Source organism: Acinetobacter sp. YH12116 (assembly GCF_013418895.1).
In the GTDB taxonomy this organism is placed as follows: Bacteria; Pseudomonadota; Gammaproteobacteria; order Pseudomonadales; family Moraxellaceae; genus Acinetobacter; species Acinetobacter indicus.
This window is the reverse complement of record NZ_VPBE01000014.1, coordinates 39,176-55,915: the sequence shown is the minus strand read 5'-3', so window position 1 is coordinate 55,915 and position 16,740 is coordinate 39,176. Positions and strand designations below refer to the sequence as shown.

Below are 16,740 nucleotides of genomic sequence, written 5' to 3'. Positions count from 1 at the left end.
TTAAAGTTTAGCAGCCAGCTGGTTCAGCATGGCATTGTGAGCTTCTGCGTCAACTTGCTGGCTAAGAATTTTCTCAGCACCGGCAACTGCCAAAGCAGCGACTTGTTGACGTAATTCTTCGCGAGCAGCATTGATTTCAGTATCAACAGCTTCTTTCGCCTGTTGACGGATACGCTCACCTTCAGCAGATGCTTGAGTACGCGCTTCTTCGACCAATTGTGCTGCACGACGGTTCGCTTGTTCGATCAATTGAGCCGCTTGTGCTTTCGCTGCGTCTAGCTCTGCCTTAACTTGTGCTTGCGCATCAGCAAGGTCAGCTTTTGCTTTTTCAGCAGCATTTAAGCCATCAGCGATGCGACGCTGACGCTCACTAATCGCATTGATTAGTGGTGGCCATACAAACTTCATGCAGAATGCGACGAAAATCGCAAATGCAATCGCTTGGCCAATCAATGTGAGGTTGATATTCATTGCTATTCCTCAAATAGTGGATTTTTGGGAATTAAGCTGATTAACCTACAAATGGATTAGCGAAGATGAAGAACAAGCCAATACCAACACCGATCATAGGCACAGCATCAAGAAGACCCGCGATTAAGAACATACGAGTTTGAAGTTGTGGAGCCAATTCTGGCTGACGTGCAACAGCTTCAAGGAAGCGACCGCCCAAAAGACCAAAACCAATCGCAGTACCTAAAGCACCGAAAGCGATCAAGATAGCAGATGCAATTGCAACTAGACCTAAAGTGAGTTCCATGAAAAATTCCTCAGAGGTTAGGTTTTATACCAAATTAAGTTAAAAAATTGTGTGCCCAACCGCCCGATGACAGTTAGGCCATACCATTAATGCTTTTCGCTTGCCATGCTCATGTACACGATTGTCAACATCATGAAAATGAATGCTTGTAGCGTAATAATCAAAATGTGGAAAATCGCCCAAGGCACAGACAATGCCCACTGGATCCAGAACGGTAATAACGCGATAAGAATGAAGATTAACTCACCCGCATACATGTTACCGAACAGTCGTAGAGCCAATGAAACTGGTCGCGCCAAGAAAGTAGTCAATTCCAACAATAAGTTGAATGGAATTAAAAGCACTTTAGCAACTGGATTACTTGGGTTAAATGGGTTAAGTGCCAACTCACCAACGAAGCCGCCAACACCTTTCTCACGAATACTATAGAAAATAATTAAGAAGAATACAGAAATAGACATACCTAAGGTAATGTTTGGATCTGTAGTCGGAACAATTTTAAAGTAAACCTGATGAGGGTCCACACCCAGCATAGATGCAATCGCCTGTTGAGCTACATAAGGAATAAAGTCAACAGGGATTAAATCCATCAAGTTCATGAGGAAAATCCACACGAAAATGGTTAATGCTAAGGGTGCAATTAATCGAGACTTCCCATGGAAGGTATCACGTACACTTGAATCTACAAACTCGATAATCACTTCAATTACTGACTGGAATTTACCAGGCACGCCTGAATTTGCAGCTTTCGCGACAATCCAGAACAATAAACAGAAGATCAGACCAAGTCCGATAGACCAACCCATTGAATCCAAGTGAATAGCAGTGAACCCCATCTGTTGAGCTTCTTCAGCAGACTCAGCCAACTTCCATGAACCGTCTGGCATTTTGCCATAGGTCATGTTGGTCAAGTGATGCTTGATATACTCGGTCGAAGTAAGGGCATGTTCTTCAGCAGCCATAAATCACACCTGGTCAATGTCAAAAACAAAAGAGGGAACGAATATCGCGTGCTGCTTGATATCTCGCTCATCTCCTAAAAACTTTTCAATTTTTGCTGCGCCTATACTCGTTTTTGTAGACGTGACACCCAAAACGGAGCGACCCACGACATGGCCTGAACGAGAATAAAACCACAAAACAATGCAACCGGAGACAACGGCTCGACATTGCTTAAAATTAAAATGAATCCTACGATCACAATCGCAAACTTACCGAGCATGCCCCTATACATGTTCGACAGAACTTGTTTAGATGCTCTCGCGCCTGCTGCGCGGAACGACTGCCAGGAAAAATAACAACTTGCAACCCAACATACCAATGCACCAAGTGCGGCACTCAAGGCGGCTGTAGCATCTTTGAATATCCAGGCAATCAATGCAGCAACAGGTATCATGAATGCTTGCAAGAAGACCAAAGCTTTCGCTAATCGTCGGTCAATCAAGCGACTAGTTCGGCTCATTTACTTTCCACTCACAGCATAAATGCTTGACAAGTTTAACTGATGATCGTTTTTTATCGCAGGCATTATAGAGTTACACCCCTGAACATGCAATCTTTTCCCGATCTTAGTCGTATTTTTTTGCACAACTGTAACCGTATTGTCATAATTCAAATTTGCCGCCAAAACGCGCTATTTTTGCGCATTTATTACACATTTTTGCGTTTGGGTAGCCAATTTCTGCCAGGCCTGCACAAAGTCCCCTGCCCCACTCATACTTTCGTCGACCATTTGAAACACAATCGGATTCAGGCGCTGATACTGGCTCTTGCTGGCATGACCTTCGGCCAGTAAACACATTTTCGTGTTTGGACGATGATCATTCATATATTTAATTTGCGCCACCGTCGGAGCGACATGCGGATCATGGGTCAGTGCGCCGGCAAACTTCAGGTTCAGCGGACGTTCCAGATATTGATAGGCATCATGATAAGACCAGTAGGCTTTGGCCGAGGCTTTGCTTTTAAACTTGTCTGCGGTCAGGAGCAGCTCTTGGGCAAAGGCACGGGCATTGGCCCAGTACTGTTCACGCTGCTCAGGCACCTGCTGGGAACGCAAGGCCGCAATAAAAAAGCCAATACGAATGGCATTGTTCGGATCAAGCCAGACATGCGAGTCGACCGTATCTTTTAATGCTGCACCACGAGGGCTACGCTGTGGTAGCGTTTGCAAAATGCCAGAATCTAGCAATGAAATAGCTTTGCTCTGATTGCTGAACAGTTTTTCTAGAGGCGCTTCATGCGCTTTGCCCAGCCAGATCACCAGACCTGCATCCTGAATGGTCTTGCGATGTGCAGGAGTCAAACTGACATCATGTCCGGTCTGGTCGGCCAATAATAAGGTCGGGGTTTCTATACCTTGTGTAATTTCCTTGGCAATCAGATAAATCGGCTGTGTCGAAATAACAAGACTTTGAGACCAACTCAAGGTACTGAACAAAGCCAGAGCACAGAAGGCGAAAAAACGGGACATGAGCGCAAAATCATAAAACAGGATAGATGTTATATTATAACAAAATAACAAAAATACCTATGTATAATCGAATCTGACTATACTTCATGTTAAAATTTAATGTCCGATTTTCCTCCTACATTTCCTTGGGGTAGCTATGAGCTTATGTTCTCATGAACATCATGATGCATTACATGGCGTGCACGACCATCAAAATATTGAGCAGCGTCTTGCTGAAGCCGAAAGTCTCTGTGCCGCCACAGGTGCTCGCCTGACCCCACTTCGTCGTGAAGTGCTGGAACTGATTTTAAATGCCTCGGGCCCGATGGGGGCATACGACCTGCTGGCCAAAATTAAAAGTGAGTCAGATCGTCCGGCGGCACCACCAACCGTGTACCGCACCCTCGACTTTTTATTAGAAAAAGGGCTGATTCACCGTTTAACTTCTATTAATGCCTATATTCCCTGCTGCCATCCGCGCGAAGGCCATCAGGCGGCGTTTTTAATTTGCACCGAATGCAAAGTGGTCAAAGAAGCTTCTGCGCAGGGTTTACTGCAGCAACTGGCAGAGCTGTCGGCTTCGGACCACTTCACCGCCCATCATAGTATTATCGAGATTTCTGGTTTATGTCAGCACTGCGCCAGCAAACGCTAAGTCCTGCGCCGCTGATTCGCCTTGAACAGATTCAAGTCCGGATTGATGAGCGTGATATTTTAAAACAGGTCGATTTCTCTTTGCATGAGAAAGAAATTGTCACGCTCATTGGTCCGAATGGTGCCGGCAAATCGACGCTGATTAAAGTCATGCTCGGTATTGTCAAACCCACGGCTGGCAAAGTACTGGCCGATAAAAAACTAAAATTCTCCTATGTGCCGCAGAAATTCAATCCTTCACACAGCTTGCCGTTAAGGGTCAAGGATCTGCTGGCTTTAGAAAAATGTAGCAGCACGTTAAAAGCAGAAATTATCCGCGATACCGGTATTGCCAAGCTGGAAAATTCCAAAGTGCAGCAATTGTCAGGTGGTGAACGGCAGCGGGTATTACTGGCCCGCGCCTTATTGCGCCAACCCGATGTGCTGGTGCTGGATGAACCAATGCAGGGGCTGGATATCCAGTCGGAAGCCGAGCTGTATGACTATGTGCGTAGCCTACCAGAAAAATATGGCTGTGCCGTGCTGATGGTCTCACATGATCTGCAATGGGTCATGCAAGGCACGCATCGGGTGGTATGTTTAAATAAACACATTTGCTGTAGCGGCTTGCCCGAAAGCGTGCAGCAGCATCCGGAATATCAGGCCATTTTTGGCACCAACCGGGTGTTCTATCAGCATCATCATGATCATTGTGCGCATGGCGACCATGCCGAGCCGTGTCAGCATGATTCCCGTCCCCATATTCACCCTGAACCGGAAGTCTAAACCATGATGGATTGGTTATCGTTATTACTTCCGGCCTGGATCATGGGCACTTTACTGGTGTTTCTGACCGCGCCACTCGGCTGTCTGATGCTGTGGCGCCGGATGTCTTTTTTTGCCGATACCATGGCACATGGCACCTTATTAGGCGTGGCCATTGCCGGCGCCTTGAGCTTACCGCTGTGGATGGGCGTTACATTTTTAGCCTTATTACTGGTTGGTATTCTTTGGATTCTGCATGATCCGCGCTTACCGAATGATGCCCTGCTGGCCTTATGCTCTGCGACCCTGCTCTGCTCCGGTCTACTGTTTATCCAGCACATTCCAGGCCTGCGCCCGGAACTGCTCAGCTACCTGTTTGGTGATCTGCTCACGATCTCCTGGGCTGATTTACCCATCTTTGCGCTGGTGATTGTCGGTGCACTGCTGGTTCTATATAAGTATTGGCAAGCCCAGATTCAGATTGCCATTGATCCGGATATTGCTGCCAGTGAAGGTATTCATGCCCAGTGGCAACGTCTGATTTTTATGTTGCTGCTGGCCCTGTTTACGGTTCTGGCATTACGCGCGGTCGGCTCGCTATTGATGGGTGCGCTGCTGGTGATTCCGGCGCTCACGGCACGACTGCTGGCGCATTCTCCGAAACAGATGGTGATTTGGGCTTTTGTGATTGCACAAATTGGGGTAACGGTTGGTTTATGGTCCAGCGCCGGCTTAAATACCTCGACCGGTCTGACTATTGTGCTGACCATGGCGGTGATTTTTGCCCTGATCTTTACCATGCAGAAATTTAAAAAACTGGCCTAAACAATCAACCGAAAGGTTCCATCTAGCCCTCTCCTCTTTATCATTGAGAGGGGAAAATCAACATCTATTACTGATGCACCAGACTCAATAAAAATGCAGCACCAGCAAACAGACCGGCAAACGTCCGGTTCATGACTTTCTGCTGACGCGGTGACTTTAACAATCTTAAAACCTTAGCTGCCAGGCCGGTATAGCCCGCCATCACAATCAGATCAATCGTAATCATGGTTGCTGCCATAATCAGATATTGAATCCACTGCGGTTTGGATAAATCCAGAAATTGTGGCAAGACAGCCAGCAAAAATACAATCGCTTTCGGATTGCTCATATTCACCAGAAAACCGTTCAGCAGCAGTCGTCCAGCTGATTTCTGTGGTAAATCCTGCCGGATTTCAATCGAGTGTACCGGCGCTTTCCATTGCAGATAAGCCAGATACAGCAGATACGCTACCCCGAACCATTTCACTGCCAGAAAAGCCCAAGGCGTGGTCGCAAATAGCACGCCCGCGCCGGCCGCCACAATCGCAATCTGTACCAGCAGCGCCAGTTGCAGCCCGATGGCATTCCAGTAACCATGACGAAAACCGTAATTCAGCCCACTCGACATCGAGGCAATCGCACCTGCGCCCGGCGACACACTAATCACCCAACAGGCCAGCATATAGGCCAGCCAAATCTGATAAGACATGGTAATTCACCACAAAAATGACAGATTATTATATGACGATTCATCTTTTAAGTGCGCAGTAAAGCGGCAATAAAAATCTGATCCAGAGACTGTTAAGCTGCTACCGGTTCAGGCACAATAGTTTTAGTGATTGATTATTAAAAACTTAGGAGCCATGAATGACAGCTCAATCTGTAATCTTGCCATTACCTTCAGATCATGCCCGTTTTATTGTTTTACGTTTAAAAGATTTAACTCTTGAGCAATTAAAAGAAAAATTAGCTGATCTTTTTAATACCCGTGATCGCCTGATTACCCAGCATCCTCATGCACAAATTAAAACTGCCGTGGCCTTTGGACCTGAACTTTGGGCACAACTGTACTCCCAAACTCCAGCTGGCTTTAAGCAGTTACAACCGATTGAAGGCGCATTCCAGATGCCTGTCGTACCGGCAGATGTACTCATTCATATTGCCAGTGCCCGTGCGGATATCTGTTTTGCCCTGAGCCAGTCTTTCTTTGAGGGTATTCAGGATCAGGTTGATGTTCTGGATGAGCGGGTCTGCTTCCGCTATTTTGATGGCCGCGACATGACCGGCTTTATTGATGGCACAGAAAACCCGCAATTCCCGGATGACCGTGCTGAAGTCGCTTTACTGGGCGAAGATGCCGGCATTTTTGAAGATGGTTCCTTTGTCTTTGCCCAGCGTTATGCACATGATTTAGATAAATGGAAACGTCTGAAAGTCGATGCACAAGAACAAGTGATGGGTCGAACCAAACTTGAGTCGATTGAGCTGGATGATGAGGTGAAACCTGACAATGCCCACGTCTCCCGTACCGTGGTTGAAGATGATGAAGGTGAAGAAATGGAAATTCTGCGTCATTCCCTACCATATGGTGATGGGCAAGGTGACCAAGGCTTATTCTTTATTGCCTATACCAAGGATTTAACTATTCTGGATGCGATGCTTGAGCGTATGTTTGGCACCTCGGGAGATGGTATTCATGACCGTTTACTACATTTTGTGACCGCTTTAGATGGCGCTTACTACTTCGCTCCAAGTGAAGAGTTGCTGGAAACGGTGTTGGAAGGGTAATTTATAAAGCCGACGAGAGTCGGCTTTTACCATTCAGAAAAAAGATGAACTATAACCAGAATACTAAAAGGACTCATAGCTATTTATTTTTATATTTCCTAAATTTATCTACACTTTAAAACTGCATCATTTGGGAATAAATTCAAATAAAATTCAAAATTTTTATTGATATCAATATTCTTATGACCTAATACGGTTTCCTTATTTATTAACTGAAGCTCATTTGAAATAACATGTTCATCCTTGTACTCTGCCATCAACTCTGTCAGCTCTTTATCCTCTGCAGTTCTATAGTCTACAATTCCACCCTCATATTTATAAATAAAATGATTAGTTTCTACTAAACTTAATAGGCTAAATTTAAAATTATAAACCTCCTTCCCATAACTACTTAATAGCTCAACATGAAGTCGGCAAAAATTATTTTTTTTGATAATTTAGCAATACCTCCTTGATCGCTTAATTGCAAATCAACAAGATTCAATTCAAAGATTTTCTCATCTGCAATAGTATTCTGATCCACTTCAGCTGAACGACTAATTTCTGAAGAGCCACATCCAAATAAAGTTATAAAAATACAACTCAAGAAAATTTTCAAAAACATTCAATTCCCTTTAATTTTACTTTTTTATTCTCGAATTTAGTGACTTTTCTAGTATTTTTATTTGTATAAGCCACTTCATAAAGTAAATATCCTTGGGACATAAAACGATATTTCCCAGTGATTTTACCATCTATAATTTCATTCATTGAACGATAGATTTCTGGCTGAGCATTATCACCCATATCTACTTCTTCTATTTCATAGGGGTCTGAAAGATTTATATCTCTCATATAGGGGAAATATTTAATTTTTTTGACTTGAAGATAGTAAATAGAAACTAATAATATTGATTTTTTACCATCTGATAAGCAATAAAATTCATGACTAGAGTGAGCCAATGAATATGATGATAATAAAATGATAAAAATTAATACATAAATATTTTTCATAATTTTTCAACCTTATTATTTATTACCTTATAGTAATAGAGTTCCTCTCTCCCTTAAGGAGAAAACTAGAATAGGGAATTTTTAATTAATTACAATTCTTATTGATAATTCTTGGACTTATAAATTTCTTTAATTCATAAAATTTTAAAATGAAAAATCACAAAATATCAGATATCAATATATAACCTTTTACTACTTTCCCACCCATACTTAAATATTCAATATTTAAGTAAAATTCATCTTTATTTTTTACAATATTTTTTATCCTTACAATATCCCCATTAATTAAATAAGATCTTTTCTTATTAAAATATTGATCAAATAAAAAAGCCTTTCTTGAGGATACTTCAACTTTCTCGACTATTTTACCTAAGTCACTCTTCAATATATAAATATTATTAGGATTTGAAAAAAAAGTAGTTAAATTTAAGTTTGGAGCTAAAGTCCTCCATTCTTCTTTCAATATATATTTCCCAGACTCTAAAAGATATATTCTTTTATAGCTTATTGCTCCATCTTTAAACCTTTCAATAATTCTATTTTTTTTAAATTCTGGATCGTATAATGGACTCAAATAAAACTCTTTTACCTCTTTAGAAGATATCTCAAAAATCCTGTATTGACCACTTGGGTTGCAATCCTCTGTGTAATTCACCACCAAATATTTATACTTACTATCATTTATTTCCTCTAACCAAAAACCATTTTTATTATAACAGTAGTCATTACCATTGAATAAATAAAATTTTTCTCCCCCTTTCCTATAGTAAATATTATTATCTTCTTTTACTAAAATATCTTTTGCTGACAAATTACCTGAAAAAATCAATAATAAAAAAATGAAAAATTTATTTAAAACCATTCCTTTTCTCCACTTCTCTCAATATTTTTATAAATAACTTCTTTCTTTCCAACATCCCATTATTTCCACCATTTATTCTCTTACTCACAGACTCAACTACTTTTAAATGATGACTATCACTATAGTTACTATTTAAATCTGGATACCCTTTATAAATTAAATTATCTGCATTTTTAAATATATTAAATGCCCATACAGAACTTTCCACTGCATGAAATAAGTCATCACAAATTAATTCTGGGTTACTAACTACATCTATTCCTGAGTAGTTTTTATATTTTTTATATGCACTTTTCCAAGTTAGCTGAATTAGACCTCTTCCTTTATACTTAGGACCATCTCCAAAAGATGTATTTCCTTCAGCTAAGATTTGATTTCTTCTTCGACATGCTCGACTATTTTTAACGTCACAAACAGATGGCGGAAAGTTAGATATATCATAATCTTTCCCACTAGCATATTCAATTAAGGTATTAAAGTGGTCACACTCATGATAAATTTGTGCTAAAAAATGACATAACATTAATTTATCTTTTAAATTATGTTTTCTAAGACTTTTATTCAACTCAGGAACAAACTCTTCTGGCGTAGTATTTTGTGTTGATCTCCCATTCATTACGCGATGAGAAAATAGTTTTCTAGAACCATAAACAGCTTTAAAAAAGCTTAACGAAATAATATCTTCTGAATCATTATCAATCCTTTTATCTAAATTAGGTTTATTCTCCTCTGTGGTTCCTTCAATAATATCAACATCTAGATGTAATTTAACAGCTTCCTCTTTAACTCTTTTGGCCACATAACTTACTGGATCTAAAGGCTTTCCATCTGGTTTGAGTACAGTAAATTGTAATCTCTGCCCAACCATACTTATTAACGGCAGTTTTCCATTGGAAATCGAATAAACCTTTTTCTTCCCGGTAGCTACAATTAACATCTCAATATTTGTTTTTTCAATAACGTAATTACTACCTTCACGATCTACAAGCGTTAGTGTAGAAGTACTTTTAAACTTTTCATAGGGTTCATCTAATTGAATCAGAATAGGTTTTTCTGTGCCATTACCTGAATTAAGCGATCTTTTTAAAACAAACTCATCATTCGATGTTAAGGCTAAAAATTCAATATCACGATTAGCCGAAGAGAGGACTTCAACTCTTCCTTGATCATCCGTAATACGTTCAAAACTTTTCTTTCCCTTTGGCCGTGTTTGTATCGGAAAATTAGCCATAATCTTTCCATGAACATCAACCACTTGAAAAGGTGTTACCACCAAACCATTCTGAGAAATCGTACTATTCATTTGTCGATATTCTTCAATGGTGTTAGGTAACTGAATTTTTATAGGATGCTCTGAAGAGGAGAGTGTCGAAGAATTAATGACCTTCACCACAGTATAATCAGATGCCTTCGGTGGTTTTGCTAAAATTTCTACCATCCGATTAGGAGAAGCTTGAAAGACAAATAAGCCATCTGTATCTGTTTTCTTCAGATTCTCTCTCGATGAATTTTGATAACGTGATTTCACCTTCAGATTTCTGACATATCGTCCAGATTTATCATAAAACTTAGAGGTAATGGTCACCAGTTTACTCATGATTCAATATCCTCGTGTGTAGACACCTCATCCTCCTGATCTTCTTCTATTTCTTCGAGCAAATAATCAATCTGTTCATCACTCAATGCTCCACTCAAATGTGTATGCAAAGAGTTAAAGCCCAGTGCAATAAAGTCAGTTGACTGCGGCGTATAGAACCTAAAAGTACTCAATTGATGTTGTTCATTTAATATGGATTTATTGGTTTTCAGAAGCTTTCCATCAGTTTGATCAATCACAAAAATTTCTTTTTCTCCTGCAGATGAGCTATTCCATTGATAATTGATTTGATTACTAAACAATGTTGCCATCTGAGGTAAGCTCTTCTTCGGTTCAACCACATTCTGTGGCTGTAAAAACAGATGCTGCCCCGCTTTCACCTCAAACTTCCCAGCAGTTGTCGGTAACACACCTGAACCACTAATCTCAATCTGACTTCCTCCAGCCACCAATATAATTTTTTTACTCGCCTTGACTTCAATCCTGTCTTCCGTTGAAATAATCTGCACCCCCTTTCTGGCAATAAGATCTGCACCATCCCCCTGTGCCTGAATCTCGACTTTGCCTTTACCGGCATACAGTCGTGCACCCTCTTGGGCTGCAAACAGGCTCAGTTTCTGGCTGGCATGGGCAATCAAAGACTGCTGCGTACTGAGGTTAATACTCTCTCCTGCATTGTGGCTGATCTGACCATCAGCAGAGAGATGCACATCTTGCTGGCTACTCAACGCAATAGAGTTTGGTGCGCTAAGAATCATTAAGGCCTGTTTAAAAGCAGCAGCTTTATTTTCATCCTGCTGTTCGATCTGCTCTAAGAAGTTCTTTAAGTTATCAAGAACTTCTAAAGGATCCGTCTGCTGGTTTTTGGCCACTTCACTTAAAGCTTGGGCATTGTTCAGTGAGCCTTCAATCTGGGATTTGGCCTCACTGGTATCAAGATGATTGCCTTCGGCCTGTGCCTGTGGATGGGTGGAAATCAGCAAGCCTTCTCCAGCACGGACTGCACCCCACTGATCGGTTCTCAGCTCAAAACCTTCACCACGACCATCACTTTCAGCGCTGGCTTTCGGATGGCTCAAGTTCCCCAGGTTTAGTTGGGTCGCGCCATGGCTGCTTTGCAGCTGGGCAGAGATCTGCTTCGGAGTATCATCAAAGCGCAGCTGGTTAAAGCCACTACCTTCAATTTCCTGTGAGCGGATCCCACTGAGTTTTTTAGTGTCGGGTAGTTGGCCTTGTTGGTCGAATTGGGTAGGAGAGCGCTCCGCTTCATGTAGACGCCCCACCACAAATGGCCGGTCGATGTTACCGTCGAAGAAGTCAATCACTACAATTTCATTAATCCGTGGCAGGAAACGGGCACCATAGCCTTCTCCGGCCCAAGGGGTCAGTACATCGACCCAGGCGGAATCGGTGTCATTGTCATTGCTGCCAGCACCGCCATCATGCTGATGGTCATCACTGCGGGTAAACAGAAAACGGACTTTAATCCTTCCCCATTCATCGACATGGATGCTTTCGCCAGCAGGACCGACTACCCGGGCGCGCTGTGGATGAGCCGCCGGTCGGTGCTGTAGTGGATGATATTCCGGTACGGTGCGGATGTTGCGACGTTGCAGGGTTAAGGTATTGCCTTGACGTTCATCCGGGTGTTGTTCGTGTTGAAAACTAAAATGGCTATGCCAGTGGCTCTGGCTGAGTAGCTGGTTAATCTGCTGTTTGAGGTCTTTAGGTAAGTTGTTCTGGTTATAGAACTGTTTGCCGGTAATTAGAAATTCTTTGTCGGCTGCGCTGTGCTGGTCAATTTCCGGGTGTTCATTCAGTTCAAACCAGTAGCCAACCTGGGCATCACGGACGGTGGAATGGGCACTAAAGTATTTGGATTGCAGGTCGTGGTAGTGACTGAGGTTCTGGTTCAGTTTGTCCAGCTGGTTATTAGAGGATGCGGTGGCCTGGTCTTCGCCATTTAAATCCTGCATCCAGGCCGGGCTGATCTGCCAGGCTTGTTCCAGGCTGAGGCTGGCATTGTCCTGATTGTGGCTGTGCTGGTGTTTGCTTTGCACTGAACCGGCACCTTCTTCCTGGCTCAGGCTATCTGACTGCCAGCGTTGCAGATGTACGGCGGTCGGTTGCAGGCTGCGCTGGGCAATCAACTGGGTGATGCTATCTAATTGTTCGGTGGCACTGGAGCGATGAAAGCGGATGCTGCGGCGGTTTAAGGCACTGTACTGGCTGTTGTCATCAATCAGGCGCAGTTTCTGGGCCTGTATCGGGCTGCTGGAATGTACGACCTGTAACTGGGCTTCATCAATCAGCCAGTTAATGCCTTCACTACGCCAGAGCCGGGTCAGGAAGTCATAGTCGGTTTCATTGGACTGCATGATAAAGGGACGCACATCCAGTTCCTGGGTCAGTCCAGTTAAGTCCAGGGTCAGGCTGGCGGCAAAGAGCGGGCTTTTGTTTTGCCATTCTTTAAATAGAATTTCACTGACCTCACGCACGCTTTTATTCATAAACACACGGCTATTACGGCGTTTATGCCAGAGTGCGGTTGGATCTTCTAGCGTAAGTTTATAGAGGGTGAGAGAGCCATCACTTTGGCCTTGCGCTGCGGCGGTGATGATGCCGCTGCTGCGAAACAGCTGGCCCTGGTCAGTGACCTGATCGACGGCAACCTGCGCGCCGATAAACTGTTTTAACGGAATCTGGGCATTGGTCGAAAGACAGATCAGTTCGGCATGTAAACCGTCATTGAGCTGGTGTTCACCGTCGATGCGCTGCAAGAAAACATCGGCATTTAAGGCCGGCTGAGAAAATTGAATATGGAGGGCACGTTTTTGTGGGCTGAGGCCGGCCTGCTCCAAGGCAGTGTGGATATGAACACGGGTTATCATTGTTATAAAAGGTATTGTTTTAATTTGCCCCGATTCTAAACAATGCTTATTTTTTAATCCAGCCTCCCGCTTTCATTTCTTGCCTACAAACCACCTGTTTCCGACCAGTTGCGATCAACAGCTGCCCAAAAAAGGAGCCGAAGCTCCTTATGGTGTTTGTCTATATTTTAAAAGGTAATCCGGCGATAACTGCGGTATTCCGGTTTCCAGAAATTCGCCTCAATCGCCTCTGCCAGTAACTCGTCACTGATTACTGGTGCTACACCGGCCAGCATCGCCGCTTTAGCCACTTTAAAGGCAATAATTTTCGAAACCTTCTGGATTTCATTTAAATCCGGCAGCAGATCGGCCGCTGGATCGAGCAGCATCGGCGAACAGTCTGCCAGTGCATTACTCGACGCCATCAGCATACTGTCTGTGACTCGGGTCGCGCCGGAGGCGACTACACCCAAACCAATACCCGGGAAAATATAGGAGTTATTACACTGTGAGATATGATAAATCTTGCCATGATAATTCACCGGTGCAAATGGACTACCAGTTGCAATCAGCGCCTTACCTTCAGACCATTGCAGGATATCAGCCGGCACCGCCTCAACCCGCGAAGTTGGGTTCGACAGTGGCATTACAATTGGTCGCTCACAATTCTCGGTCAGGGTGCGAATAATTTCTTCGGTAAACAGCCCCGGCTGACCTGATACGCCAATCAGTACCGTTGGTTTGGCATGTTTGACTACATCGAGTAGTGAAATCATGTCATCGGCATTGCCCCAGGCTGCAACCCGTTCAGGCGGCTGTGCCAGTTTGCGCTGGAAGTCCAGCAGATTCGGCTGGTTTTCGGTGATCAGGCCAAAACGGTCAACCATAAATACCCGCGCACGCGCTTCGGCATCGCTTAAACCTTCATACATCATCTGCGCAATAATCTGCTCGGCTATGCCGCTACCAGCAGAACCGGCACCGAGGAAAGCCACCACCTGATCTTTCAGCTGTTTACCAGCGGCACGTGAGGCAGCAATTAAACTGCCCACCGAAACGGCTGCGGTGCCCTGAATATCATCATTAAAACAGCAAATCTGGTCACGATATTTGTTTAACAATGGCATCGCATTGTTCTGAGCGAAATCCTCAAACTGGATCAGCGCTTTTGGCCAGCGGCGCTGGATCGCGGCAATCACTTCATCAACAAAGGCATAGTATTCATCGCCGGTAATCCGCGGCTGATTCCAGCCCATATAAATTGGATCATCCAGCAGTTGCGGGTTGTTGGTACCTACATCTAAAGTAATTGGCAAGGTATAAGCCGGGCTGATCCCACCACATGCGGTATATAAGGATAATTTGCCAATCGGAATCCCCATCCCGCCAATCCCCTGATCACCAAGACCTAAGATGCGCTCGCCATCAGTGATTACAATCACCTTCACGTTTTTCTTGTTCACATTTTGCAGAATGTCATCAATATGGCCGCGGTCTGGATAGGCCAGGAAGATGCCACGATGACGGCGGTAAATATCAGAAAAACGCTGGCAGGCTTCGCCAACCGTCGGGGTATAAATAATCGGCATCATTTCACTTAAATGATGCTCAATTAAGTGATAGAACAGGGTTTCGTTGGTGTCCTGAATATTTCGTAAATAAATATGCTTGTTGATGGCATCGTTAAACGACACATACTGCTGATAGGAGCGCTGACTCTGTTCTTCAATGCTCTCGATGGCATGTGGAAGTAAACCGTGGAGATTAAAATGGCGGCGTTCCTCTTCTGTAAATGCACCGCCTTTATTAAGCAAAGGCAGCTCCAGAAGCGTGTTTCCGGCATAAGGGATGTAAAGCGGTTTTTTGGTGGCTGAATTCGCTGATGTCATTTCCGATCTCATTATTCGATGATCCAGAAGGAGGCTCAAAGCAAAAGTTCCTCTGGGAGATAAGCTAGCTTAGCCCGTTTTGAGGACAATGGGGTATTTAGAAAATTGATAATGATTTGTGGATAATTTAGGTACTGAATAAATTTGTCCAATCCGGCATCCAGTCACGAAATAACGCTTTCCCGAAGCTCAAAATGCGGTTTTTTATGCCCAAATCAATCCTCTGCCTGTTTAGCTTACAAATCCTCGACCCATCAGGATGTAGTTTTTCGCTGTTTTTCTGTTACATGCAGCCAGTGCAGATTTTTCAATTGGCCTCAATTTGGGTATGCTCTGGGGCAAAACACAACGACATATTTAAAAATCATGTATATCAAGCCATGGATTACACTGGGCGGTTTGGCCGCTGTGCTGGGGTTAGGCGGCTGCCAGACCCTTTCCAATACCACTGAAAAAGTCAGCGATCAGGTGACCGGTTTATTCTCCAGTAAAGACAAAGCACCGAAAATCGACAAAGACGGCGTGGTCGATATCAGTAAAAAAACCCTGGAGCAACTGGAAAAATTTACTGCCAGCATGCCGACTCAACAATGGGTCTATATTGAAAATGAACAGCTGGGACGCTATCAGCTGAAAAACAAGGCTCAGGATGGAGTGATTCTGACTCTGGCCCTGCACTGCAAGATCAGCAGCCAGCGACCAACCTTCTCGCTCAGCAATGCCGAAGGCAAACCTCTATTAAAGGCTTATGATCCGAATGCCGGACAGATCCAGTTCCTGCTCGACAATCAGAATTATGGCAATCCTTTTAATGTACATACCGATGAGCCATTGAAACGCTTCCAGGCAGCCATTGCGCAGGCCAAGGTGATCAAGATTTTTAATGCCTCCCGGCTTTATACCTTCCAGAATGGCAATGCCGATCTGCTGAGTAAACCGGTGTCCTGTCAGGAGTCTGGTGCATCGGGCTAAATGCTATTTGGGTGCGCCCGGCATATCCACCAGCATCGCGGTAAAACGGCGCACCAGCGGCAACACCACCAGCACCACCGGAAAGGCAATGGCCCAGGAAATCATCCAGTTCTGGAACCACAGTGTGATCAGCCCCTCGACCCAGCCCAGCGCACGCAGCATATTGACCATTGAAATAATACCGCTCATCAGGCCAGACAGCAGCAGCGGCATAATAATGCCCGCCCATTTTGCTGGCAGTTTAGGAATATTGGCGATGATTACAGGACGTTTGGCGTGCATGCGTGCTCCTACAGCGGGACAAATCCGTCATTGATCAGGTCATTTCATGGCCATGGTAGCATTTTCAGGCTACAGA

The 16,740-nt window shown here is 43.8% G+C and carries 18 protein-coding genes; 5 read left to right on the top strand and 13 right to left on the bottom strand.

From position 1 onward, the window contains the following. From FTU54_RS09755 to FTU54_RS09735, 5 genes are all read right to left on the bottom strand, one after another. Positions 1–471, bottom strand: coding sequence for a F0F1 ATP synthase subunit B (locus FTU54_RS09755; protein ID WP_005181403.1), 471 nt, complete (start codon positions 469–471; stop codon positions 1–3). A gap of 40 nt (positions 472–511) precedes the next feature. Further along, entirely contained in the window at positions 512–757 is a 246-nt protein-coding gene (gene atpE / locus FTU54_RS09750; RefSeq protein ID WP_000424060.1) for a F0F1 ATP synthase subunit C, read from the bottom strand. A gap of 86 nt (positions 758–843) precedes the next feature. After that, positions 844–1,719 carry a F0F1 ATP synthase subunit A gene (atpB, locus tag FTU54_RS09745; protein ID WP_004970145.1) on the bottom strand — a complete coding sequence of 292 codons (876 nt, stop codon included), beginning with the start codon at positions 1,717–1,719 and terminating at the stop codon, positions 844–846. A 101-nt stretch (positions 1,720–1,820) separates the two neighbouring features. Beyond that, entirely contained in the window at positions 1,821–2,219 is a 399-nt protein-coding gene (locus tag FTU54_RS09740) for an ATP synthase subunit I (RefSeq protein WP_005181400.1), read from the bottom strand. A 171-nt stretch (positions 2,220–2,390) separates the two neighbouring features. Then, complete coding sequence (locus tag FTU54_RS09735; protein WP_016658982.1) at positions 2,391–3,230, bottom strand: metal ABC transporter solute-binding protein, Zn/Mn family; 840 nt, start codon at positions 3,228–3,230, stop codon at positions 2,391–2,393. Positions 3,231–3,366: 136 nt separating this feature from the next. On the opposite strand from FTU54_RS09735, the gene FTU54_RS09730 reads away from it, so the two are divergent. Genes FTU54_RS09730 through znuB form a run of 3 tightly spaced genes read left to right on the top strand, consistent with a single transcriptional unit; the run spans position 3,367 to position 5,432 of the window. Next, positions 3,367–3,864, top strand: a complete 498-nt coding sequence (locus FTU54_RS09730) for a transcriptional repressor (RefSeq protein WP_005181393.1) — start codon at positions 3,367–3,369, stop codon at positions 3,862–3,864. Beyond that, on the top strand, positions 3,837–4,628 hold the full coding sequence (gene znuC, locus FTU54_RS09725) for a zinc ABC transporter ATP-binding protein ZnuC (protein ID WP_016658981.1): 792 nt from the start codon (positions 3,837–3,839) through the stop codon (positions 4,626–4,628). Before FTU54_RS09730 ends, znuC begins: the two co-directional genes overlap by 28 nt. 3 nt (positions 4,629–4,631) lie before the next feature. After that, complete coding sequence (znuB, locus tag FTU54_RS09720) at positions 4,632–5,432, top strand: zinc ABC transporter permease subunit ZnuB (protein WP_180074684.1); 801 nt, start codon at positions 4,632–4,634, stop codon at positions 5,430–5,432. A 67-nt stretch (positions 5,433–5,499) separates the two neighbouring features. Here znuB and FTU54_RS09715 read toward each other — a convergent pair whose 3' ends face one another. After that, complete coding sequence (locus FTU54_RS09715; RefSeq protein WP_005181385.1) at positions 5,500–6,120, bottom strand: LysE family transporter; 621 nt, start codon at positions 6,118–6,120, stop codon at positions 5,500–5,502. 158 nt (positions 6,121–6,278) lie between these two features. On the opposite strand from FTU54_RS09715, the gene FTU54_RS09710 reads away from it, so the two are divergent. Beyond that, a complete protein-coding gene (locus FTU54_RS09710) occupies positions 6,279–7,199 on the top strand; it encodes a Dyp-type peroxidase (RefSeq protein ID WP_180074683.1) in 921 nt (306 codons plus the stop codon). A gap of 391 nt (positions 7,200–7,590) precedes the next feature. Here the strand turns inward: FTU54_RS09710 and FTU54_RS09705 are convergent, their stop codons facing one another. The 6 genes from FTU54_RS09705 to FTU54_RS09680 form a co-directional block, all read right to left on the bottom strand. After that, positions 7,591–7,803 (bottom strand): hypothetical protein, encoded by a 213-nt coding sequence (locus tag FTU54_RS09705; protein ID WP_168370297.1) that lies wholly within the window; start codon positions 7,801–7,803, stop codon positions 7,591–7,593. Continuing rightward, positions 7,794–8,192 carry a hypothetical protein gene (locus FTU54_RS09700; RefSeq protein WP_180074682.1) on the bottom strand — a complete coding sequence of 133 codons (399 nt, stop codon included), beginning with the start codon at positions 8,190–8,192 and terminating at the stop codon, positions 7,794–7,796. Before FTU54_RS09700 ends, FTU54_RS09705 begins: the two co-directional genes overlap by 10 nt. Positions 8,193–8,349: 157 nt before the next feature. Further along, positions 8,350–9,054 carry a hypothetical protein gene (locus tag FTU54_RS09695; protein WP_168382051.1) on the bottom strand — a complete coding sequence of 235 codons (705 nt, stop codon included), beginning with the start codon at positions 9,052–9,054 and terminating at the stop codon, positions 8,350–8,352. Further along, the gene (locus FTU54_RS09690) at positions 9,041–10,651 is read right to left on the bottom strand and encodes a glycoside hydrolase family 19 protein (protein WP_104511416.1); all 1,611 of its coding nucleotides are present in this window, start codon (positions 10,649–10,651) and stop codon (positions 9,041–9,043) included. The genes FTU54_RS09695 and FTU54_RS09690 overlap by 14 nt, the downstream gene beginning before the upstream one ends. Beyond that, positions 10,648–13,542, bottom strand: coding sequence for a type VI secretion system Vgr family protein (locus FTU54_RS09685; RefSeq protein ID WP_180074681.1), 2,895 nt, complete (start codon positions 13,540–13,542; stop codon positions 10,648–10,650). Before FTU54_RS09685 ends, FTU54_RS09690 begins: the two co-directional genes overlap by 4 nt. A gap of 167 nt (positions 13,543–13,709) precedes the next feature. Continuing rightward, entirely contained in the window at positions 13,710–15,410 is a 1,701-nt protein-coding gene (locus FTU54_RS09680; RefSeq protein WP_016658973.1) for an NAD-dependent malic enzyme, read from the bottom strand. A 366-nt stretch (positions 15,411–15,776) separates the two neighbouring features. Between FTU54_RS09680 and FTU54_RS09675 the strand changes: the two genes are divergently transcribed. Then, on the top strand, positions 15,777–16,382 hold the full coding sequence (locus tag FTU54_RS09675; RefSeq protein WP_168391293.1) for a hypothetical protein: 606 nt from the start codon (positions 15,777–15,779) through the stop codon (positions 16,380–16,382). Positions 16,383–16,385: 3 nt separating this feature from the next. On the opposite strand, the gene FTU54_RS09670 is transcribed toward FTU54_RS09675, so the two are convergent. Continuing rightward, the gene (locus FTU54_RS09670; protein WP_005181365.1) at positions 16,386–16,664 is read right to left on the bottom strand and encodes a DUF2798 domain-containing protein; all 279 of its coding nucleotides are present in this window, start codon (positions 16,662–16,664) and stop codon (positions 16,386–16,388) included. Between the last annotated feature and the right edge of the window lie 76 nt (positions 16,665–16,740).

Excerpts from the sequence above, each read along its gene's own strand:
- FTU54_RS09700 (WP_180074682.1), bottom strand. The coding sequence starts at position 8,192 with ATGAAAAATATTTATGTATTAATTTTTATCATTTTATTATCATCATAT.
- FTU54_RS09735 (WP_016658982.1), bottom strand. The coding sequence starts at position 3,230 with ATGTCCCGTTTTTTCGCCTTCTGTGCTCTGGCTTTGTTCAGTACCTTG.
- atpE (WP_000424060.1), bottom strand. The coding sequence starts at position 757 with ATGGAACTCACTTTAGGTCTAGTTGCAATTGCATCTGCTATCTTGATC.
- FTU54_RS09740 (WP_005181400.1), bottom strand. The coding sequence starts at position 2,219 with ATGAGCCGAACTAGTCGCTTGATTGACCGACGATTAGCGAAAGCTTTG.
- FTU54_RS09670 (WP_005181365.1), bottom strand. The coding sequence starts at position 16,664 with ATGCACGCCAAACGTCCTGTAATCATCGCCAATATTCCTAAACTGCCA.
- FTU54_RS09730 (WP_005181393.1), top strand. The coding sequence starts at position 3,367 with ATGAGCTTATGTTCTCATGAACATCATGATGCATTACATGGCGTGCAC.
- FTU54_RS09695 (WP_168382051.1), bottom strand. The coding sequence starts at position 9,054 with ATGGTTTTAAATAAATTTTTCATTTTTTTATTATTGATTTTTTCAGGT.
- FTU54_RS09685 (WP_180074681.1), bottom strand. The coding sequence starts at position 13,542 with ATGATAACCCGTGTTCATATCCACACTGCCTTGGAGCAGGCCGGCCTC.
- FTU54_RS09705 (WP_168370297.1), bottom strand. The coding sequence starts at position 7,803 with ATGTTTTTGAAAATTTTCTTGAGTTGTATTTTTATAACTTTATTTGGA.
- FTU54_RS09755 (WP_005181403.1), bottom strand. The coding sequence starts at position 471 with ATGAATATCAACCTCACATTGATTGGCCAAGCGATTGCATTTGCGATT.
- FTU54_RS09675 (WP_168391293.1), top strand. The coding sequence starts at position 15,777 with ATGTATATCAAGCCATGGATTACACTGGGCGGTTTGGCCGCTGTGCTG.
- znuB (WP_180074684.1), top strand. The coding sequence starts at position 4,632 with ATGATGGATTGGTTATCGTTATTACTTCCGGCCTGGATCATGGGCACT.
- FTU54_RS09710 (WP_180074683.1), top strand. The coding sequence starts at position 6,279 with ATGACAGCTCAATCTGTAATCTTGCCATTACCTTCAGATCATGCCCGT.
- FTU54_RS09680 (WP_016658973.1), bottom strand. The coding sequence starts at position 15,410 with ATGACATCAGCGAATTCAGCCACCAAAAAACCGCTTTACATCCCTTAT.
- FTU54_RS09690 (WP_104511416.1), bottom strand. The coding sequence starts at position 10,651 with ATGAGTAAACTGGTGACCATTACCTCTAAGTTTTATGATAAATCTGGA.
- FTU54_RS09715 (WP_005181385.1), bottom strand. The coding sequence starts at position 6,120 with ATGTCTTATCAGATTTGGCTGGCCTATATGCTGGCCTGTTGGGTGATT.
- znuC (WP_016658981.1), top strand. The coding sequence starts at position 3,837 with ATGTCAGCACTGCGCCAGCAAACGCTAAGTCCTGCGCCGCTGATTCGC.
- atpB (WP_004970145.1), bottom strand. The coding sequence starts at position 1,719 with ATGGCTGCTGAAGAACATGCCCTTACTTCGACCGAGTATATCAAGCAT.